We start from the raw sequence: 20,821 nt of genomic DNA on the forward strand, positions 1-20,821 counted from the left end.
ATTCTTTATCGGAGTTATTTATGACGGAAAAAACCATCCGCCCCTTTCATCTCGCCTTTCCGGTTGACGATCTAGAGGCCGCGCGCGTGTTCTATAAAGATCTCCTCGGGTGCGGTGAAGGGCGCAGCTCCTCGGATTGGGTGGACTTCAATTTTTACGGCCATCAGATCGTTGCACATCTTGCGCCTGAGGAAATTGGTTCGGTCAAAACCAGTGCCGTAGACGGACATGGTGTGCCTTGCCGTCATTTCGGGCTGGTCATGGACATGGACGACTGGCAGAAAGCCGCCGACCGCCTGACCGGCGCCGGCATCGACTTTGTCATTGAGCCCTATATCCGTTTCAAGGGTGAGCCGGGCGAACAGGCAACAATGTTTTTCACCGATCCGGCAGGCAACGCTATAGAGTTGAAGGCATTCAGGAACCTGGATCAGCTTTTTGCCAAGTAGCCATACTCGATGGCAAAAACTTTAAATTCCGCGTTCGATCAGATTGAGGATGCGATGAAGGGGGCCATCTGCGATGCCGAATTCATCAAGATGCTCCAGCGTGCTTTTCAAATAGTCTACGTTGGGACCACCGCGGCCATGGGCGCGGGCGATGATCTTTGCCGCCTCTTCCACTGCGGGCTTGCCGCAATATTGCGCGTGAGATGGATCGGCAACAAAAGTCAGTGCTGGCGCCATGACTCCGTCGTCCAACAGCATGATCCGCACCATCCTCGGCCGGTAAACACTGGTGACCATTTCACGCCGGTAAAGATAATCGATCACGGGCTCGCGGATATCTGCAGGGCAGAGAATACCTTTCCCGCGGCAGGAGCCGCCCCGATCAAGGCCCAGCACAAGGCCCGGATTTTCCGGCGTTCCGCGATGCACAACCGAAGACACACAGAACGCCCGGTGATATCCGAAAAGCCGCGCATCGCGGATGCCCAGATGATCAAACCCTGGTCGCCACATTAACGACCCATATCCGAAAATCCAGAGATTCTGGCCCTCCGGCAATTCCGGCAGAGGATAATCGACCGGGGGCAGATCGGGCTCCAGCTGCAAGTCATATTTCCGTGTCATACGCCACTCGTCTTCTTCCGTTGATAATTTACCAATGCAACGCCAACCGCCGCAACCGCCATGCCAACCAGGGAGAGAAACCCAAGCTGTTCATCAAAAAGGAAATAGGCAACCACCGCCGTACAGGGCGGGGTCAGGTAAAACAGGCTGGAGACATTTGCCGCAGCCCCGCTCCGCAGCAACAGATACAACAGCGTCATGGCGCCAAGCGACAGAACGAACACCAGCCAGAGCAGCGCGAAAATCAACTCACCGGACCAGACAATGTCTCCCGTCTCAAATATCTGGGAGGTTATGAAAAAATACCCCCCCGCCACTGCGAACTGGATCATATTGCCGCTCTTGATGTTCATATTTGAGCAGAAGCGCTTCTGATAGAGGGTTCCGGCCGCAATACAGAAAAGTGCGATGAAGGAGAAGCTCATCGCAAAATAGGTTCCTTCCCCCAAGGCCAGCTTATTGAAGACAACGAGAAAAACACCGGCAAGCCCCAACAACAGACCGATCCATTTTTGAAGGGAGACATCCTCTTTCAATAAAAAGCCCGCGAGAGCTGCAACGATCAACGGCTGAATGCCGACAATAAGCGCAGAGATGCCTGCCGGTGTTCCGTAGCTGATAGAGAGAAAAACAAAGCCGAGATAACCGCCATGCATCAGAAGGCCACCGACGGAGATATGGAAATAATCCTGCCCGCGGGCGGGCCAATGGGTCCGCGTGAACAGGACGACGGGTACCATCAACAAAAAGCTGATGCCGAAACGGATCGCAAGAAAGTTAAGCGGTTCAATATAGGGGAGGCCGAGTTTTGCTCCGATAAATCCCGTGCTCCACAAAAACACGAATACAAAAGGCATGGCCTTCAGGTATAATGTTTCATGCAAGGGGGCGGCGGGATTGGTCATAAGATACGAAGGGTCCGGATGCCGAAAATTCAGTGACAGTTACTGCCCTTTCTATATAGAGTGCCAAGCAGTTTCACAAGCAATCAACCCCGGACTTTAAATGCGAATCCTGTATAGCGGAATATTGGCGCTGATCGTTATTGCGGGCGGCTATGTCTATTGGTGGCATCATGTCGCTGACCGGCTTGTGGAGCTCGCCGACAACTGGAGAGAACGACGTATCAGCGAGGGGTATGACATCACCCATGATCCTCTGGTGACATCCGGCTTTCCCTATCGTGTCAAAGTAACGTCAGGGAATCTCGCCCTCGCCAATCCGGCACATATCCAGTCTCCAGTTATCCGAATTCCTGAGTTCTGGGCCGTGGTTCAACCCTGGCAGATTAATCATGTCATTTTTGGCGCCAACGGAGACGTAAAGGCCCGCTGGCAGGAGAATGGCGAAGAGAGGACGCTCGAAGTTTCCTCCGCGTCCGCGTTGGGGAGCGCGACATTCAATTTTCAAGGACGCCTGCAAACCGTTGCCCTCGATATCCGGGAACTTGATGCCCTGCCGTCCTGGCATCCTCCGGTCACGGCGCACAGGGTACAGCTTCATGGCCGGCCAATGCCGCCGAAGGAGAATGAAACCCAAGATGAAAAGCCGAAGCTTGCCGCACAACAGATTGTCCTGCGTGCAGAAGATGTAACCGTCGACAGCATGACCGATTTTCCGCTGGGCCGCCGGATAGAGGATTTTTCCATCTCCGCCGTTCTCCACGGGCAGATTCCGCGCCTGCCCGCGGAGGATACGCTCGCGATCTGGCGAGACAACGGGGGCTATGTCGATGTTGAAGGATTGAATATCAAATGGGGTCAAAGCGCCATGACGGGCGAAGGTGCAATCGCCCTGGATGACAGAATGCGCCCCCTCGGCAAACTTGACACCCGTATCTCCGGCTATAGCGCAATACTCGCTGCTTTGGCCGAAACCCGTCAGTTGGACGCCCAGACGGCCCGCACAATCGGGTTCGGGCTCAACCTGCTCTCGCGGGAAGATGAGGAGGGCAGACGATATATCGCTCTGCCGCTATCCGCTCAGGACGGCGGGATGTATCTCGGCCCCGTTTTCCTGATGCAACTCGGCTCCGTTATCGGAAGCAAATAGCTCCTCAGGATTTTTTCTCGGCGTCTTCCGATTTATGCGTACGACCAAAATCAGGCTCCGGCGTTTCCTGCCCGGCATCGATAATCTGTCGCCGGATTGCTCGCGTGCGGGAAAAGATATTGAACAAAGTTTCCCCATCGTCGCGCCGGATGGCCCGCTGTAATGCTGTCAGGTCCTCGGTAAATCGGCCCAGCATCTCCAGCACGGCCTCCTTGTTGTGCAGGAAGACATCCCGCCACATGGTCGGATCGGATGCGGCAATACGGGTAAAGTCCCGAAAACCACCCGCAGAGTATTTAATGACTTCCGACTGGGTCACATCTTCCAGGTCATCTGCCGTACCGACGATGTTATAGGCGATCAGATGCGGAATATGGGACGTGATGGCAAGGACGAGGTCATGATGATCCGCGTCCATTATCTCTACCTTACTGCCCATGGCGGCCCAGAAGGCCGTAAGTTTCTCGATCGCAGCATCGCTTGCCCGCCCGCATGGCGTCAGGATGAGCCAGCGATTTATGAAAAGTTCTGCAAACCCTGCGGCGGGCCCGGACTTTTCCGTCCCCGCAACCGGATGGCCCGGGACAAACTCCACGCCCTCCGGCACATGCGGACCAATGGCGTCGATCACCGCACTTTTAACCGAGCCCACATCGGTAAGAATGGCGCCTTTTTCCAGTGCGGGCGCAACCTGTTCCGCCAGCTTGCCATAAGTGCCAAGGGGGGTGCAGAAAATCACCAGATCCGCGCCCTTGACCGCATCAATCGGATTGTCATAGGCCTCATCAACAATGCCAAGCTCCTTGGCGACGCGGCGGCTGTCCGCCGTGCGGGCCGCACAGACGATCTCGTCAGCAAGATCATTCTTGCGCGCGGACCGTGCGATCGAAGAGCCGATCAGGCCGATTCCCACAAGAGCCAATCGTTTGAATTTCACTTCCGTCATAATCTATTTCCCGAGAAACGTCCGTAGCGCCTCTATCACTGCGTGGTTCTCATCTTCCAGCCCGATTGTCATACGCAGGCAATCTGGCAGGCCATATCCGGCCACCGCCCGCAGCAATAACCCCTGTTCCGCCAGATAAGCTTCGGCATCCGCCGCCGACGTGCCGGTACCTTCGAAGTCAAGCAACAGGAAATTGCCGACGCTCGGGGTCACGCCGAGGCCCATTCCCCGGAAACTTTGTGTCAGAACCGGAAGCCATTTTTCATTATGCTGTCGCGCCTTTTCAATATGCGCCTGATCTCTCACCGCCTCGACGCCACCCGCCTGGGCCAGCGCGTTTACATTAAAAGGCCCTCGCACACGATTAAGGACATCAACAACGGCAGGCGGACAATAGGCCCAGCCAAGGCGCACAGCAGCAAGACCGTAGATTTTCGAGAATGTACGCGTCATAACGACATTGTCATGAGCCTCTACCATTTCTATACCGGCCCGATAATCATCCCGTGTCACATACTCTGCATAAGCCGCATCAAGGACCAAGAGGATATCGTCGCGCAACCCATCCCTAAGGCGTTCGACCTCAGAATGGGAGATATAGGTTCCTGTCGGATTATTAGGATTGGCAAGAAACACAATTTTGGTTTTTTCCGTCACCGCCGCAAGCAGGCTGTCAACATCTGTTGTCAGGTTTACCTCCGGCGCCTTGACCGGCGTTGCCCCCGCAACGGTCGCGGAAATGGCATACATCAGGAAGCCATGCTCAGGAAAGAGCACCTCGTCACCGGGTCCGACATAGGCCGTATTCAGAAGTGAAATCAACTCATCCGAACCGTTTCCGCAGACGATTTGCGCCGGGTTAATATCATGGACCTCAGCAATTGCTTCGATCAAAAGCCGGGACCCGCCATCCGGATAACGATGTCCGTCCTTCAGCACAGTCTCGATCGCAGCGACCGCCTTGGGGCTTGGGCCGAGCGGGGACTCATTGGAGGAGAGCTTCGCAACCTTCTGGTTCTCTCCCGCCTTTGATTTGCCGCCCACATAGGGTGATATACTCATAATACCTGGTTGCGGGACCGGTGTCGTCATAGCATTGCTTTCAACTGGGATTACGTGAATGATTATTGTATGGGGACAGCATACGCCCCAAGGATAACCGCCTTGATAAACCCGTCTCCATTTATCTTACCAAGTTCCTCAAGGCGCGGGTCATTCTTCGCCACAAATTCCGGCATTTCAATAAGATGCAGCCAGTCACCATCACCGGTATCCGGAGACCGGGAGTCAGCGCAATAGCCCTTCAGGCCGGCTTTGGCAAGATTCTCATTGAGACGGGCACGGCTTACTTCATCGCGGGTAACGACCACCATCAAGGTCACATCGTCACCGGAGGGTTCCGGCTCCGCCTGCCCAATAACCAACGAGTTCAGGTCTTCAAATCCGCCGGAAGGGTTATCGAGAAACGGCAGAGCCGCAAGAATCTTGGGAACATTGTCCCCGCCCTGAGCAAGCTGCATCCACCAGGTATCCCGCTCCCGGGACAGCCATGGCAACACGCCCAACGTCGACGGATTTTCATATACTTCACGAAGAACCACCGTCGGGAGCTGATAAAGCTTCATTGGTGTCGCAGAACCGAAATGAAATCTTGCAAGATCCCAGTAACCAACAGACTTGTCCGGGGCCGTAATGGAAACAGAGTAGGGCCGCTGCATCGCGCCAACCGCGGAAATAAGCTCCCGCCAAATCGCCGCAACAACCGCATCGGGAAGTTTGCTGGAATGTGACTTAAGAATATTGCGAAGAATGGACGCCTCTCTGCCCGGACGAAAGGCGGTCGCCTTGCCATCCCCCTTCTTTGCCGCCGCGATATCCTCGACAATGGCAACGCGCTTCTCCAGAACCGACAGAAGTTCCATATCCAGCCGATCGATTTCAGCCCGAAGTGCTTCCAGTTTCGTATTTGTTATTGTCACTTTAGTTACCTGAATAAACAGACCATTTCGTCAAAATTGGACCACAAAGCCCGTTAATTGGCAAAGAATATATTGACAGACCTCGCCTCGCCGCACTAGCTAACAGCAAAGTCATGCAAAACAAAGATTTTTCTAATCCAATTTAGGCGAAAAGAGAAGTAAACGTGTCCGCAAACCCACCACATTCCGGTAATCACTCCGTTGTCCTCGCAACGGAAACCCCCTTACCGCTGGATTGTGGCATATCGCTGGAGGCCGTCAATATCGCCTACTGCACCTATGGGCAGTTGAATGCGGATAAGTCCAATGCGATTCTGATCTGCCATGCGCTGACGGGCGACCAGTTTGCCGCCAGCCGTCAGCCGCTGACCGGCAAAAACGGCTGGTGGGAGCTTATGATTGGCCCGGGCAAGGTTCTCGATACCGATAAGTATTTTATCGTTTGCAGCAATGTTCTGGGTGGATGCATGGGAACGACCGGCCCGAAAGACACGGACCCCAAGACCGGCAAGCCGTATGGATTAAACTTCCCGATCATCACGATCGCCGACATGGTGCGGGCGCAGGCCCTTCTGCAGGACTATCTTGAAATAGAAAGCTGGTTCAGCGTCATCGGCGGATCCATGGGGGGAATGCAGGCCCTGCAATGGGCAGGCGCCTATCCCGATCGGGTTTTCAGCGCGATTCCTATTGCCTGCGCCGCTCGGCACTCCGCACAGAACATTGCATTTCATGAAGTTGGAAGGCAGGCTGTCATGGCTGATCCGAACTGGCAGAGCGGCAATTATTACGCAAGTGAAAGCAAGCCGACCGCAGGCCTCGCCGTTGCCCGTATGGCCGCGCATGTAACTTATCTGTCAGAAGCCGCATTGCATCGTAAATTTGGCCGGAATCTTCAGGATCGGGATAATCTGACATACGGCTTTGATGCGGATTTTCAGGTAGAGAGCTACCTCCGTTATCAGGGCATTAATTTTGTCGATCGGTTCGATGCCAACTCCTATCTCTATATCACCCGCGCCATGGACTATTTCGACCTGGTGGAAGACCACGGCGGCTCCCTCGCCAATGCTTTTGAAGGGACGAAGACCCGCTTCTGCATTGTCTCCTTTACCAGCGACTGGCTGTTCCCGACCTCGGAGAACAAGGAGATTGTCCATGCGCTGATTGCCGCGGCGGCCAATGTCAGCTTCGTCGAAGTGGAGACGGACAAGGGTCATGATGCTTTCCTGCTGGATACACCCGAAATGTTAAAAACCATTGACGGGTTTCTGCAATCAAGTGCCAAAAGCCGGGGCCTGATATCATGAACGATCCGATCAAATTTGTGCCCAAGCGGGATATCCGCGTCGATTGGCAGCTTATCGCGGATATGGTCGAGCCGGGAAGCCGGGTTCTGGATGTCGGCTGCGATGACGGCCAGCTCCTCGCCCATCTAGCGGAGACAAAAGATGTCGACGGACGCGGGCTTGAACTTAGCCAGCATGGCGTTAACATCTGCGTTTCCAACGGCCTGTCGGTGGTACAGGGAAATGCGGACACCGATCTTGTCTATTATCCTGACGACAGTTTCGATTACGCTATTTTGAGCAAAACGCTGCAAACCACCCATCAGCCCCATGTCGTGCTGCAACAGCTCTTGCGCATTGGGCGGCGGGCGATTGTCTCTTTTCCGAATTTCGCCTATTGGCGCTGCCGGACCTATCTCGCTTTTAAGGGCCGGATGCCAATGACAAACTCGCTGGATATTCCCTGGTACGAGACACCGAATATTCATTTCTGTACGCTCAAGGATTTTACCACGCTCTGCGAACAGATGGATGTCAAGATTGAGCAATCGGTCATCGTCAAGGCATCGGGGCAGGTCATGACTCGCGCGTCCTATGGCAGCTTTGCCAATTTCTTTGGCGCCGACTGCATTTTCATGTTGTCCAAAAAAGATTAGCCGTCGTTTGAGGTCCGCCGGACCTCTCTGCCGGCAATCACCGGTCTCGCGGCGGGCAGGATGACCGGGCGCTGCCGCACTTTCCTCTCCGGCAGGGCTGTTAAGGCATAGACCTGTTTTTCCGCCTCCATCAAGCGGACGCCACTGAAATGGCCCCACCATTTCTCCCCGACGTTCTCCCAGGCTTTTCCAAGCCGCAGGTTAAGCCGCCATTTACTAGGTGGCATATAGAGCGCACCCTGAAAGTCCCCGGGTGTGAAGCTGTTATCCCGCAGCAAGCGGTTGAGTTGCTTGTCACTGTAGGGATGGCCGTAGCCAAAGGGCGTATTCTCCGTACGCGCCCACATGCCGCGCCGGCCCGGCACCACAACCAGAAGTTTGCCCGTTGAGGTCAGTACCCGCCATAATTCCTGCATGATCGGATCCACATCCGTGGTGTTCTCAAGCCCGTGCACCCAGATGATCCGGTCAATCGAAGAATCCGGTAGCGGCAATGTTCGTTCATCCACAAGGCTGACAAGGCTACCGCCTTCCCGCGGCCACTGAATCACTCCCTGCTGCAGTGGCATGAAGGAAATCACCCGCTCCGCCTCGGACCGGAAGGAATTCAGATAGGGGGTCGCATATCCTAAACCCAAAACACGAAAATTCTTCAAATCCGGCCACATCAGCCTGATTTTACGGCCAATCGTCCGGCGCACCACCTGCCCGAGAGGGCTGTGGTAAAAATTCCGCAAATCGATGACATCAGGTCTTATCATAGTGTTATACTGCCATAAATTATGAGAATGGACACTTAACAAAAACACGAAATTCCGAAAGAGCACATTATGAGCAAGCTGGAAATTCATCAAATTCCTGTCCTCAGTGACAATTATGTTTATCTCTTCCGCGACCCCGTCAGCGGCCAGGTCGGTGTCGTTGATCCCGCGGTCAGCGAACCGGTTCTGAAAAAGCTGGACGAACTCGGCTGGAAGCTTACCCATATCATCAACACCCACCATCATCCGGATCACACTGGCGCCAATCTGGAGCTGAAAGAAAAGACCGGCTGCACCATTGTCGGCGCAAAGAATGATGCCACGCGTATTCCCGGGATCGATATTCAGGTGGAGGAAGGCGATATTTTCGAGTTCGGCAGCGAGAGCGCCAAAGTGTTTGAGGTTCCCGGCCATACCGTCGGGCATATCGCGTACTGGTTCAAGGAGTCAGATGCGTTATTTTGCGGCGATACTCTCTTCGCCCTTGGATGCGGTCGTCTGTTTGAGGGAACACCGGCGCAAATGTGGCACAGTATCGGCAAATTCCGCGCCCTGCCGGATGATACGAAAGTCTACTGCGCCCATGAATATACCGAGGCCAACGGCCGGTTTGCCCTGTCGGTAGACCCCAAAAACTCCGCCCTTAAGCAGCGCTTCAACGAAATCCTTGAGATGCGGAAGAAGAAGCTCCCGACGGTTCCCTCCACCCTCGGTGAGGAGAAGGAAACCAATCCCTTTATGCGCGCTGATGACCCTGGCCTGCAGGCGGAACTGGCCCTGACGGGCGCCGATCCCGTGGAAGTCTTTGCCGAAACCCGCCGCAGGAAGGACAGTTTCTGACCGATGACGAGTGAACTAACGGCGGCGGACATCATTCAGCGTCTCGGGATGCAGCCGCATCCGGAAGGTGGCCATTTCGTAGAAACCTTTCGCGATGAAATGACGCTGCCGGACCAGGAACGGGCCTTTTCCACCGCGATCTATTATCTGTTGGAGAAGGGAGATTATTCGCACTGGCACCGGGTTGACGCCGTTGAAGTCTGGCACCATTACGCCGGCGCACCGCTTACCCTGACAATCGCTGCAGACGACGCCCCGGCGGATGAGTGGATATTGGGCCCCGATCTGATGGCAGGAGAGTGGCCGCAGGTTATCATCCCGCGGGGATACTGGCAGTCGGCCCGGTCGCGAGGGGAATGGACCCTTGTCGGCTGCACCGTTGCACCCGGATTTGAATTTGAAGGGTTCGAGATGGCGCCGAAAAACTGGAACCCCGGCGATATCTAGTCCGGTGTCCCAGGCGAGAATAAGGATCGCAGCAAATTCAGGGAGCCCACAAGCGCACCAATTGTAATAAGAAGACACCCAAAGATCAGTGACCAGGAAAAATTCGCAACGCCCATCGCCAGCAAAATCAGGGTCGACAACAAGGGCGCGAGATAGGACAGCACACCGAGGGACTGGATATCCCCATGCTTCATTCCCCGATCCCACAGGAAGAAAGCGGCCCCAACGGGCCCGAGCCCAAGACAAAGAACTGACAGCCATTGCAGGACATCTTCGGGCCATAACGTTGTCTCAAACAGCAGATGGGCACCAAGCGATAGGACAGCGGTAATACCGCAAAACAATCCGATAACATCAGAGGAAACAGCTGCAAACCGGCGACTCAGCACCGAATAGCCGGACCAGATAAAGGCGCAGCAAATCGCCGCAAGATAACCAACGGTGTATTCTGGCTGAAGCTCGAATGCGGCTCCCTTGGTGATCAAAAGACCTGCACCTGCCAGACTTATCAGCGCTCCCACAAGATGAAACCAATAGAACCTCTCTTCGGGAAGCAGGGTGGAGAACAGCACGATCAGCAAGGGCCAAAGATACGCGATCAGGCTCGCTTCCGCCGCCGGGGCATTTTTAAGGGCCAGAAAATAAAAGAAATGATAGCCAAATAATCCGGCAACGCCGAGCAGCCAGAGAGACGGCGGGATGCGAAAGAATTTCCTGACATCCTGCCGGTAGAACATCCATTTAAGGGACACCCCGCAAAAAGCGATCAGGAACGTCATCGCCGTCAGTTGAAAGGGGGGAATGTTTGCCGTTCCCGCCGTAAACAGCGCGAGCAACGCCCAGAGCAGGATCGCGCAAAGCCCGCATAGGCTCGCAATCGTTCTTCCCCCAACCTGCTTGTTCATGATTTTACCGCGAGAATACTGACAAAAAGAAATGGCATGACGGGCCGCGCCGCATCATGCCATTCCCATAATTCGCCGTAAAGCCGCGAAAATCAGTACATATGCTGACCACCGTTGATGGACAGGGTCGAGCCGGTAATAAAGCCCGCATCATCCGCTGCGAGGAAACAAACACCGCGGGCAATTTCCGACGCCTGGCCAAGGCGTCCGACCGGAATGCCGGCGACAATCTTCGCCAGCACATTTTCCGGAACGGCCGCAACCATATCCGTATCGATATATCCCGGTGCAATCGCATTCACGGTAATACCCTGTGCGGCCCCTTCCTGTGCCATGGCCTTGGTGAAGCCATGAATGCCGGACTTTGCCGCCGCGTAGTTTACCTGTCCATATTGTCCGGCCTGACCATTGATGGAACCAATGTTGATCACACGGCCGAATTTATTGGCCCGCATATCCTCAATGGTCACCCGGCACATATTGAAGCAGGAGCCGAGATTGGTATCGATGACCTTCTGCCAGTTTTCAGGGTCCATTCGATGCAATGTCCCGTCACGGGTAATTCCGGCATTATTGACGAGAATTTCAACGGCGCCAAGGTCGGATTTGACCTTGGCAACGCCTTCAGTGCAGGCATCGAAGTCAGAAACATCCCATTTGTAGGCGGAAATACCGGTCCGGTCCGAAAACTCCTTGGCCCGTTCATCATTTCCGCCATAGTTTGCCGCAACCTTATAGCCTTTCTCATGCAACATGATGGAGATTGCCTCCCCAATCCCTCGCGTTCCACCTGTTACAATTGCTACTCTCGACATTATCTGCTCCCTTTAGATATCTAAGTAAGTATTTACCTCTCGACACACATGGCGATGCCCATGCCGCCCCCGATACAGAGGGTTGCAAGACCCTTATGCGCGTCACGTTTCTGCATTTCATGCAACAATGTCACCAGAACTCGGGCGCCCGATGCACCGATAGGATGCCCGATGGCAATGGCGCCGCCATTCACATTGACCTTGTCCGTGTCCCAGCCAAGATCCTTGTTTACCGCACAGGCTTGCGCGGCAAACGCCTCATTTGCTTCAACCAGGTCGAGGTCATCCTTCGACCAGCCCGCTTTTTCGAGAGCCGCACGACTCGCCGGAATAGGACCGGTTCCCATGATGGCCGGATCAACGCCGCTCTGTGCCCAGGACACGATCCGTGCCATCGGCGTAAGGCCTTTGGCTTTTGCCGCATCTGCCGTCATCAGGACAACGGCTGCCGCCCCGTCATTGATGCCGGAGGCGTTACCGGCCGTGACGGAACCATCCTTTGCGAAAGCCGGACGCAAGCCGCTCAGTTTTTCAACAGTTGTCCCGCCTCGAATATATTCATCTTGGTCAACAACCACATCCCCCTTGCGGGTGGAAATTGTAACCGGCACGATTTCATCCTTGAACCGGCCGGAAGCCTGTGCTTCCGATGCTTTCCGCTGGGAGTTCGCGGCAAATTCATCCTGTGCATCTCGGGTGATCTGCCATTTCGCCGCAACATTTTCCGCCGTGTTACCCATATGGTAGCCGTGGAAAGCGTCGATCAGACCGTCTTTGAGCATGGTATCTGTAAATTCAAGCGCCCCCATTTTCTGGCCGTTTCGCAGATGCGCACAGTGCGGCGCCCGGCTCATGCTCTCCTGACCGCCAGCAACCACAATCTGCGAATCGCCATTGAGAATTGCCTGATAGCCGAGCGCTACAGCCCTGAGACCCGAACCACAAAGCTGGTTCACACCCCAGGCCGGAACCTCATAGGGAACGCCCGCATTAACGGAAGCCTGCCGCGCCGGATTCTGGCCTTCGCCGGCATTCAATATCTGGCCGAGGATAACCTCGGAGACTTCAGACGCGTCTGTCCGGGACCGTGACAGCGATTCCTTGATAACGATTTCACCAAGCTGATGAGCCGAAAGCGGCGACAACGCACCATTGAAGGACCCGACAGGCGTCCGTACGGCACTGGTAATGACAACGTCCATGATTTGTTTCTCCTATTTACCGATTTTGTAATTATAGTTCAAAAATTACCTCGCATGAGAAACTTTTCATATTTTTGAAGCCTTCATACGAAATAACGTTAGTTGTCCTCAATCGCAACCTTTTTCTGCCCCCACGTGCAAAAAACTCAATTCGCCAATATCCAGTCCCCCAGATGGCGCCATAAACCGTCTTTTGCCCGCCGTCCGGTCATCATCCCGACATGTCCGGAAGGCGGCGTAATGACTGTTGCCGCGGGCAGCGCGGTCCCTAACGCAATAGCAGAAGAACGCGGTACAATCTTGTCGATTTTCGGCACAGCAATAAGCGACGGAATTTTTATATCCTGCGGGCGAATAACGGCGCCGTCAACCGCCCAGCTACCGGTCCCCGGCTCATTCCGATCATACCATTTATCGAATACATCCGCGGCCACCCCTTTTACCAGGGGATACCCGTCATTCAGCCAGTCTTCAATCGCGACAAACTCCTGCGCCTCTTCAGACGACATATCCATCTTAGCAAACTTACTGAATTTTCGCAGTCCAAGATTGGGATCCAGGCTGGCAAAAAATGTCTGCAGCAAATCCACCGGCAATTCGCCAAAACCACCAAGGATATTCGCCCACATCTCCCGCTGGCTCAGCAGGATCTTCGCCTGCCCGCCAATCTCCGCATGAAAATCCCAAGGCGAGGCAATTGCAATGAAGCTGCGTATATTCTCCTGCTGCCGCAACACGGCGGCAACGGCGAATGTTCCCCCCATGCAATAGCCCGCAAGATGCAATGGCGCCTCCGGATATGCTTTCGCGACAAACTCAATCGCCGGACAGATGCGTTCCGTTACATAGTCAGCCACATCAAATTCACGTTCCTGCTCCCCCGGGGCCTGCCAGTCGAGGACAAGAGGCCGGATGCCACATTCCGCGAGGAAATCAACAAGGCTGCGTCCGGGCATCAAATCCAGAACATACGCGCGATTCACGAGGGACGGCACCAATAGAACTGCCGGCGCCGTTGCCGGAGCCGTCGGCGCGCCGTCCAGAAGCACGGCTGTGCCAGCGTGCCAGATGATCGGACGATCCCGGGACACGCGCCGATAGGGATGGCAATGATACAGGCGAATGCCATCAATCATATCCTGAACCAGCTCGCTGCCTTGGTCTGCCAGCGCCTGCAACATTTCAGTGCCGCTATTTGCAGCCGCAGCATTCAGAGCGTGATTAAAAGAATCGGGAAGCGGCAGGGAGGAAGCCCCCTCTTGGCAATGAAACGGCAGGCCAGCAAGAGAGCTGGCCACGGTTGTCGTTGCTAACCCCAGATGCAAAGCCAGTGGCCGTGGACCAAGGCGCGGCGGAGTCAATTGCGAAATGCTTGTCATAAAACTGCCAATTAGTTTCTTTGGCGGGCAATAAAAGGCTATGGCCTGATTATTCCGGCCATTATTGCATATCATCGTACCTATATATACCCAAGAAGCGCTCTAATCCACAGAACAGGAAGGTAATTTTTCAATTTTTAGAGGTTTTTTACGAACGGCATTGCACAATAAACTTGCGCACTGCAACAATAACAGGCGAAAATGGTGTAAAATAACTCTTCCAACATAAGTTAGGAGAAACAGTGGTTGATAAATCGTCAGATGGCAAAAAGCCCATTGTCATAAAAAAATACGCAAACCGCAGGCTGTACAATACCGCCACCTCTTCTTACGTCACGCTGGATCATTTAAGCCGGATGGTCAAGGAGGGGACCGAATTCGTCGTGTTCGACGCCAAGACGAATGAGGATATAACACGGTCGGTGCTAACACAGATTATTTTCGAGGAAGAAGCCAAGGGACAGAATCTTCTCCCCATCAACTTCCTGCGTCAGCTTATCAGCTTTTACGGCGACCGGTTGCAGACAGTGGTACCGGATTACCTCGAAATGTCCATGCGGTCCTTTACCGACAATCAGGATAAAATGCGTGATGTCTTGCCCGATAACCTGACTGCAAATCCCATGTTCAAGCAGTTTGAGGAAATGGGGCGCAAAAATATGGAGATGTTCAGCCAGGCTGTCCGGATGTTCGCTCCACCGACCTTCTTTGGTGGGACAGACAGCGAAACATCAAATGAAAAACCTGCGTCAGCGAAGGAACCGGACGCCGATCAGACAGCTGAAATGATGCAGGAGTTGAGGGACCAGCTGCACTCCATGCAAAAGCGCATAGATGAAATGAGCACAAAGAAATAACGATTACACGGGCTTAACCTCACCAAGAGTTGCATTCCATGTAACTTTGTGCTAATTTTTGTGAATAATTTTATTCCTTGTTAAGGAAATATTGTCGGGTTTTCATAATAGTGACCTGATAGATTCCGGGATGATGGAGAACCCGCACCATCCCTCACCGCCAAACGGCCTCAGAATGAAGGTCGAATGCCCCTAAATTTTAACCGGCTCCGGATCGGATATCGATGGATATATCTCGGCCCATAGCAAGTATAGTCCCGTTGCCCCCTCGGCGCGACGACGGCGATGCACATTTTCAAAGTCGTAACACCGCGGCATCAAGACGCGATTCTGCATACATGGAAGCGGAGCGGAACCTTTCGGCCGAACGCCAGCAATCCCGGTCAAGTTCAGAGACGTCACAGAATCCATCTACCGCTCCGGTTCAGTTAAGAGATATACAGCAGACTTTTATTTCCGCGGGCGAAATGAAATCGGCGGACCATTCGCCCTACTCTGCGCAATTTCTGACACAACAACTTGCCCAGCAAGGAAGCAGTGATGTTGACGCTTCAGACCTGAAACGTGCCCACATCCGGGCAACAGCCGCCTACGATAATAGCCTCAACCTAACGGCGACAATTATAGGCTTCGACGGGCGCGCGGAACGGCTGGTCTAAACGTCGTCAGATATGACAGGTCGCAAGGCCCCGTTTTTCCAGATACTGCTGATGATAGTCTTCCGCCGGATAGAAATCTAGCGCCGGTGAAATCTCGGTCACAATTGGGCGGCGGAAAAACCCGCGCCGGCCCTGAGACTGCTTGGACGCCTCCGCGATCGCCTTCTGCTCGTCATCGCGATAAAATATTGCAGATCGATATTGAGTGCCGATATCCGGACCCTGGCGGTTGAGCGTGGTCGGATCATGGCTTTGCCAGAATACGTTCAGAAGATCATCATAACTCACGACGCCGGGGTCAAAGACAACCTTGACAACCTCGGCATGCTGGGTCTGGCCGGCGCAGACATCCTGATAGTTGGGATTGATGGTAACCCCGCCCTGATAACCAACAACCGTTTCCCGAACGCCCTGCACCTGACGGAAGGCTGCTTCCACGCCCCAAAAACAACCCGCCGCGAAATAGGCGATATCTGTTGTATCTGTCATTCTCACTTCCTCTCAATATCGATCGGCTCTGGTGTATATTTTGCGCATTTCCGCCAGAATACAATAACCCACAAGAAAACTTGATCACAAACGTCAGACCCGTGAAATAAACCTTGGTATTGGTTCCTTCTTTACATAAAATTTCCGACATTCTAAAACCACTTTGGTCAAAGCATATGGCCCGACGACTCAGAAACGCGCAGCTGCATACAATTTCGCTCGACAATAACAGCAGCATGGCCCTGCATCAGCAGCTTTTTCTCGCTTTGCGGCAGGCAATCCTTGAAGGACGGTTGAGGCCGGATACGCGGCTGCCGTCCAGCCGGTCGCTTGCGGCCGACCTTGGTGTTTCACGAAATACGGTTCTCAGCGCTTATGATCAGTTGACGGCGGAAGGGTATCTCGTCAGCCGGGTTGGGGCTGGCTCCTACGTATCGGATCAATTGCCCGACGATCTTTTGCAGCGCAAGGGCGGCGGCATTGTCTCCGGTGTCCGGGCGCGAGATGTGTATCTGTCGAAAATGGCCGCGCCGTTTAAAGACATGCACATAAAGGGACAGTATAGGGGCCTCCCCTTTTCACCCGGCCTGCCCGCGTTGGAGGCCTTCCCCTTTGAGGACTGGGCGCGGTTGCTTGCGCGTCACTGGCGCCGACCGGGACGGGAGTTTCTTGTCGACAATCCGATTGGCGGAGCAAATGTCCTGCGCGAGGCCATTGCATCCCATCTCGGCCAGACGCGGGCGGTACGATGTCACGCCGATCAGGTCATCGTTCTTTCCGGCTCTCAACAGGCAATTCATCTGGTGGTTCGTGCCTTTGCGGAACCCGGAGATTCCATCTGGATGGAGGAACCCGGATATCCGGGCATCCGCGAATCCATTTTGGGGGCCGGGGCCCATCCGGTATCCGTGCCCGTCGATGAAGAAGGCTTTTCGCTTGAACTGGCCCGCAAAATGGCACCGGATGCGCGTCTTGCCTGTATCTCACCATCACATCAATATCCGCTCGGTCAGACCATGTCTCTCGCCCGGCGCCTGGACCTGCTCAAATGGGCGAAGGAAGAGGGGCGCTTTATTCTGGAAGATGACTATGACAGCGAATATCGCTATACCGGCCGTCCGCTTTCTTCCCTTCAGGGGCTGGATGACGATAACCGGGTTATCTATGTCGGCACCATGAGCAAAGTCATGTTCTCCGGTCTGCGGGTCGGTTACATGGTGGTGCCGGATGACCTTGTGGATGTGTTCCTTGCGCTTCGCCGCTCGATAGACAGTCACTCTCCTGCCGTACCGGAAGCCGCCCTCGCGGATTTCATAAACGAAGGCTATCTTGCCGCCCATATCCGGCGGATGCGATTGCTGTATGAGGCCCGTCAAAAGGCACTCGTTCGGCTTTTAAAAGAAAAGCTCGGCGACATAATCCGCGTGGATGCGCAAGGGTCCGGCATGCATCTGGTTGCCTATCTGCCACCGAAAATCAAGGACAGGGAAATCGAGCGCGATGCCCTCAAAAACGGAATGCTGGTTCGCGCGCTTTCCGGATTTTACAGCCTGCCGACGGAGCAGAACGGTCTGATCCTCGGATTTGCGGGTACCTCGGAGGAAAAAATGCCATATTTGGTCGATAGGCTCGCCGACATAATTCGCAGCAAGGCCGTATAATTCTGAATGAGACAACTCCTGCTTTTTCTTCTACTCGCCCTCGTCTTTTCCATCGTCATGGAAGACCGTCTCTCTGCGGAAGAACAACATGCCATCGCAATGCATGGCGATCCCAAATACGCCGCCGGTTTCCCTCACTTTGACTATGTCAATCCTGAAGCGCCTGTCGGTGAAACTCTCCGTCTCAGCGCCATCGGCAGCTTCGATAGTGTGAATCCCTTTCTGCTGAAAGGGGTCAGTCCGCGCGGGATCGGCGATGTCTATCAGTCCCTGCTCTCCCGTTCCCGGGATGAGCCCTTTACACTCTATGCCGATATCGCAAGATCGATCGATGTGGCGACGGACCGGAGCTGGATCGTCTTTCATATTGATCCCAGAGCGCACTTTTCCAACGGACAGGAGATCACAGTAGAAGACGTCCTTGCGTCCTTCGAGGCGCTGCGCGATGAGGGGCGGCCAAACGTTCAAAGCTATTACCGGAAGGTGACGAAAGCAGAGATTCTGGGAACCCAAACAATCCGGTTTGAGTTTGAGAAAGAGGGGCGCTATGAAATGCCTCTGATCATCGGATTAATGAGCGTTTTGCCGAAGTCCACCGTGACGAACCCCGACTTCACCAAGTCCTCCCTGTCCCCGATTCCCGGCTCGGGGCCCTATCTTATTGAAAAAGTCGAGGCGGGACGGCGCATCGTCTATCGGCGTGACGACAATTTCTGGGGGTGGCACCTGCCGCAATATAAGGGCCGATTTAATTTCGAGAGAATAATTTATGACTATTTCCGGGATGACGATGTGGCGCTGGAAGCCTTCAAATCCCATAATATTGATGCCCGGTTCGAGCAGAGCGCCGCCAAATGGGCCAATGCATATGATACTTCCGATCCCGGCACCGGTTTTCAAAAGGCGGCGCCCAAGCTCCAGATTCCGGCGCCGATGCTGGCATTTGTTTTCAACACCCGCCAGGAGAAGTTCAGCAATCTCCGCGTACGCCAGGCGCTCACCCTCGCCTTCGATTTCGAATGGGTCAACGCCAATATTCTTTACGGATTGTACCAACGGACCGAGAGCTTTTTCGAGAATTCTCCTCTTGCGGCCAACGGCCCTATCACCGAAACGGAACGGGACTTGCTCAGTCCGTTCAAAACGGAATTACCGGAGGCTGTCTTCAATGATGCCTTTCACCTTCCCCAAACCGATGGATCGGGTCGATCGCGGGAAAATTTACGCCGTGCGCAAGAACTACTTTTCGAGGCCGGCTACATCATCGACGCAGGTATTCTCCGCCGTGAGAAAACCGATAAAGCTTTTACCGTCGAGTTTCTCGTCAACAACAGCGAGTATATCAAGCTGATTGCCCCCTTTCAGCGAAACCTCGAGACCCTTGGGATTCGAAGCACGATCCGCCAAGTCGATACGGCCAGCTACCAGAACCGGGCCACCAACTACGATTTTGACATGATTATCAACAGCTGGGGCCAGTCTCTTTCGCCGGGAAACGAACAGGCCTTCTATTGGAGCCGTGACGCCGCCGATACCCCCGGCACGCGCAACTATCCGGGAATCCGCCTCGCATCCATCGACATGCTGATAGAAAAGATCGCGACAGCCACCTCACACGACGCACTTGTCACCGCCACCCGCGCCCTCGACCGGGTTCTGCTCAACGGCTACTATGTCATCCCGCTTTACTTCACGGAGCGGCAATGGCTCGCGCATTGGCCGGACATCAAATTGCCCGAAACGCCTTCCTTCTGGGGAACTTCGCCGGACCTCTGGTGGCACGAATAAACACACGCAGATATCGGACTAGTCAAACCGCTTCTTGTCCCGCCCGCGCCAGATTTCACGGCTGAGGATTTCCGCCTCCGCGAACTCAAGCGGTGGTTCGGCGAGCTTGAGTGCAAAGGCAAGCGTGCCGATAATGGCGAGTTCCGGTACGGGCAAATCCAGCTTTCCCTGCCACATCCGGAGCAATGCAACAGGTGAAAGCTCTTCCTCCCGCCATTTATAAACGCTCTGATCCGTCATCGCGGGCCACTCCTGCACCCCCGTGCGGCCATCCACCAGGGCGTCAACGAGGGCCGGTTTCATCGGATTGCGCTGCACTTCACCCCCGCCACCCTTGAAAATATATCCATTCGGTTGGGAAAGGGCCTTGATCGTCTCAAGATGGAGGGATTTATAGGGCGGATGAAATACGCCCTGTAGCTGATAGGGTGCCGCAAACGGGTTGAGATCGCGCCCAAAGGTATTCACCGCCGTGCGAACTCCCAGAAAGGGGCGCAACTCAAACAGCGACTGGACAGAGGGGCAGAAGTTCTCCAGCCCCAGATAGACGAGGTTATTGTCGCCAAGCAATGCCGCCGCATTTGACAAAGAAGCTGCCTGCGGGACGCCAAATATCTCAAGGCCCGGGCGGGTTGGCGCATATCCCTCGGTATAGCCTTCAATGCCATGCATCAGGATTTTATACCCCTGATCGGCCAGAAGGAGTGCGGAGAGAATAAACCAGGGTTGCTGACGATGCCTGTCGGCGTAGGACGGCCAGTCGAAATCAACTTCCGCTGTAACATTTTTTTCAAGAAAATGATCCCGGGCGCCGGCCACCATCCCTGCCAGTTCCTCTCCCGTTTCGCCCTTGCGGCGCAACAGGAGAAGAAAGGCGCCAAGTTGCAACGGCTCCACCTCGTTTGACAGCACCATGTTCATGGCCGCCCGGGCTTCGTCGAATGTCATGTCACGCCACATTTTCGGGCCCTTGCCGAGAATGCGGACATATTGTGCGAACGGATGATCCTGTGTCATGTAGGG

The 20,821-nt window shown here is 54.5% G+C and carries 22 protein-coding genes; 10 read left to right on the forward strand and 12 right to left on the reverse strand.

Going from position 1 to position 20,821, the window contains the following annotated elements; translation table 11 throughout:
* The first annotated feature begins 20 nt into the window (after nt 1-20).
* Entirely contained in the window at nt 21-449 is a 429-nt protein-coding gene (locus AAC599_RS00475) for a VOC family protein (protein ID WP_340148440.1), read from the forward strand.
* Nucleotides 450-470: 21 nt separating this feature from the next.
* Here AAC599_RS00475 and AAC599_RS00480 read toward each other — a convergent pair whose 3' ends face one another.
* Both AAC599_RS00480 and AAC599_RS00485 read right to left on the reverse strand, forming a co-directional pair.
* The gene (locus AAC599_RS00480) at nt 471-1,073 is read right to left on the reverse strand and encodes a gamma-glutamylcyclotransferase (RefSeq protein WP_340148441.1); all 603 of its coding nucleotides are present in this window, start codon (nt 1,071-1,073) and stop codon (nt 471-473) included.
* Nucleotides 1,070-1,978, reverse strand: a complete 909-nt coding sequence (locus tag AAC599_RS00485; RefSeq protein WP_340148442.1) for a DMT family transporter — start codon at nt 1,976-1,978, stop codon at nt 1,070-1,072. Before AAC599_RS00485 ends, AAC599_RS00480 begins: the two co-directional genes overlap by 4 nt.
* Nucleotides 1,979-2,078: 100 nt before the next feature.
* Here AAC599_RS00485 and AAC599_RS00490 point away from each other — a divergent pair, with 100 nt between their 5' ends.
* Nucleotides 2,079-3,125 (forward strand): DUF2125 domain-containing protein, encoded by a 1,047-nt coding sequence (locus tag AAC599_RS00490; RefSeq protein WP_340148443.1) that lies wholly within the window; start codon nt 2,079-2,081, stop codon nt 3,123-3,125.
* A 4-nt stretch (nt 3,126-3,129) separates the two neighbouring features.
* Here the strand turns inward: AAC599_RS00490 and AAC599_RS00495 are convergent, their stop codons facing one another.
* The 3 genes from AAC599_RS00495 to AAC599_RS00505 form a co-directional block, all read right to left on the reverse strand.
* A complete protein-coding gene (locus tag AAC599_RS00495; protein WP_340148444.1) occupies nt 3,130-4,071 on the reverse strand; it encodes a prephenate/arogenate dehydrogenase family protein in 942 nt (313 codons plus the stop codon).
* A gap of 3 nt (nt 4,072-4,074) precedes the next feature.
* Nucleotides 4,075-5,133, reverse strand: coding sequence for a histidinol-phosphate transaminase (hisC, locus tag AAC599_RS00500; protein ID WP_340148445.1), 1,059 nt, complete (start codon nt 5,131-5,133; stop codon nt 4,075-4,077).
* A gap of 62 nt (nt 5,134-5,195) precedes the next feature.
* Complete coding sequence (locus AAC599_RS00505) at nt 5,196-6,050, reverse strand: chorismate mutase (RefSeq protein ID WP_340148446.1); 855 nt, start codon at nt 6,048-6,050, stop codon at nt 5,196-5,198.
* 164 nt (nt 6,051-6,214) lie between these two features.
* Between AAC599_RS00505 and AAC599_RS00510 the strand changes: the two genes are divergently transcribed.
* Complete coding sequence (locus tag AAC599_RS00510; protein WP_340148447.1) at nt 6,215-7,360, forward strand: homoserine O-acetyltransferase; 1,146 nt, start codon at nt 6,215-6,217, stop codon at nt 7,358-7,360.
* Entirely contained in the window at nt 7,357-7,995 is a 639-nt protein-coding gene (gene metW, locus AAC599_RS00515) for a methionine biosynthesis protein MetW (RefSeq protein WP_340148448.1), read from the forward strand. The genes AAC599_RS00510 and metW overlap by 4 nt, the downstream gene beginning before the upstream one ends.
* Here metW and AAC599_RS00520 read toward each other — a convergent pair.
* Nucleotides 7,992-8,756, reverse strand: coding sequence for a methyltransferase domain-containing protein (locus tag AAC599_RS00520; protein ID WP_340148449.1), 765 nt, complete (start codon nt 8,754-8,756; stop codon nt 7,992-7,994). The two genes, metW and AAC599_RS00520, sit on opposite strands and share 4 nt — an antisense overlap.
* A gap of 69 nt (nt 8,757-8,825) precedes the next feature.
* Between AAC599_RS00520 and gloB the strand changes: the two genes are divergently transcribed.
* The gene (gene gloB, locus AAC599_RS00525; RefSeq protein WP_340148450.1) at nt 8,826-9,596 is read left to right on the forward strand and encodes a hydroxyacylglutathione hydrolase; all 771 of its coding nucleotides are present in this window, start codon (nt 8,826-8,828) and stop codon (nt 9,594-9,596) included.
* Nucleotides 9,597-9,599: 3 nt separating this feature from the next.
* Entirely contained in the window at nt 9,600-10,043 is a 444-nt protein-coding gene (locus AAC599_RS00530) for a cupin domain-containing protein (protein WP_340148451.1), read from the forward strand.
* Here the strand turns inward: AAC599_RS00530 and AAC599_RS00535 are convergent.
* From AAC599_RS00535 to AAC599_RS00550, 4 genes are all read right to left on the reverse strand, one after another.
* Nucleotides 10,040-10,948, reverse strand: coding sequence for an EamA family transporter (locus AAC599_RS00535; protein ID WP_340148452.1), 909 nt, complete (start codon nt 10,946-10,948; stop codon nt 10,040-10,042). The two genes, AAC599_RS00530 and AAC599_RS00535, sit on opposite strands and share 4 nt — an antisense overlap.
* Nucleotides 10,949-11,040: 92 nt before the next feature.
* A complete protein-coding gene (phbB, locus tag AAC599_RS00540) occupies nt 11,041-11,763 on the reverse strand; it encodes an acetoacetyl-CoA reductase (RefSeq protein ID WP_293962274.1) in 723 nt (240 codons plus the stop codon).
* Nucleotides 11,764-11,795: 32 nt separating this feature from the next.
* A complete protein-coding gene (locus AAC599_RS00545) occupies nt 11,796-12,965 on the reverse strand; it encodes an acetyl-CoA C-acetyltransferase (protein ID WP_340148453.1) in 1,170 nt (389 codons plus the stop codon).
* Nucleotides 12,966-13,111: 146 nt separating this feature from the next.
* The gene (locus AAC599_RS00550; RefSeq protein WP_340148454.1) at nt 13,112-14,344 is read right to left on the reverse strand and encodes an alpha/beta fold hydrolase; all 1,233 of its coding nucleotides are present in this window, start codon (nt 14,342-14,344) and stop codon (nt 13,112-13,114) included.
* A gap of 242 nt (nt 14,345-14,586) precedes the next feature.
* Here AAC599_RS00550 and phaR point away from each other — a divergent pair, with 242 nt between their 5' ends.
* Both phaR and AAC599_RS00560 read left to right on the forward strand, forming a co-directional pair.
* Complete coding sequence (phaR, locus tag AAC599_RS00555; RefSeq protein WP_293962268.1) at nt 14,587-15,201, forward strand: polyhydroxyalkanoate synthesis repressor PhaR; 615 nt, start codon at nt 14,587-14,589, stop codon at nt 15,199-15,201.
* A gap of 467 nt (nt 15,202-15,668) precedes the next feature.
* A complete protein-coding gene (locus tag AAC599_RS00560) occupies nt 15,669-15,860 on the forward strand; it encodes a hypothetical protein (protein ID WP_340148455.1) in 192 nt (63 codons plus the stop codon).
* 6 nt (nt 15,861-15,866) lie between these two features.
* Here the strand turns inward: AAC599_RS00560 and msrA are convergent, their stop codons facing one another.
* A complete protein-coding gene (gene msrA, locus AAC599_RS00565) occupies nt 15,867-16,349 on the reverse strand; it encodes a peptide-methionine (S)-S-oxide reductase MsrA (RefSeq protein WP_340148456.1) in 483 nt (160 codons plus the stop codon).
* Between the two features lie 176 nt (nt 16,350-16,525).
* Between msrA and AAC599_RS00570 the strand changes: the two genes are divergently transcribed.
* Both AAC599_RS00570 and AAC599_RS00575 read left to right on the forward strand, forming a co-directional pair.
* The gene (locus AAC599_RS00570) at nt 16,526-18,010 is read left to right on the forward strand and encodes a PLP-dependent aminotransferase family protein (protein ID WP_340148457.1); all 1,485 of its coding nucleotides are present in this window, start codon (nt 16,526-16,528) and stop codon (nt 18,008-18,010) included.
* Nucleotides 18,011-18,016: 6 nt separating this feature from the next.
* Complete coding sequence (locus AAC599_RS00575) at nt 18,017-19,798, forward strand: extracellular solute-binding protein (RefSeq protein WP_340148458.1); 1,782 nt, start codon at nt 18,017-18,019, stop codon at nt 19,796-19,798.
* An 18-nt stretch (nt 19,799-19,816) separates the two neighbouring features.
* Here AAC599_RS00575 and AAC599_RS00580 read toward each other — a convergent pair whose 3' ends face one another.
* On the reverse strand, nt 19,817-20,815 hold the full coding sequence (locus AAC599_RS00580; protein WP_340148459.1) for a glycosyl transferase family protein: 999 nt from the start codon (nt 20,813-20,815) through the stop codon (nt 19,817-19,819).
* Between the last annotated feature and the right edge of the window lie 6 nt (nt 20,816-20,821).

The organism is uncultured Sneathiella sp. (assembly GCF_963976355.1).
In the GTDB taxonomy this organism is placed as follows: Bacteria; Pseudomonadota; Alphaproteobacteria; order Sneathiellales; family Sneathiellaceae; genus Sneathiella.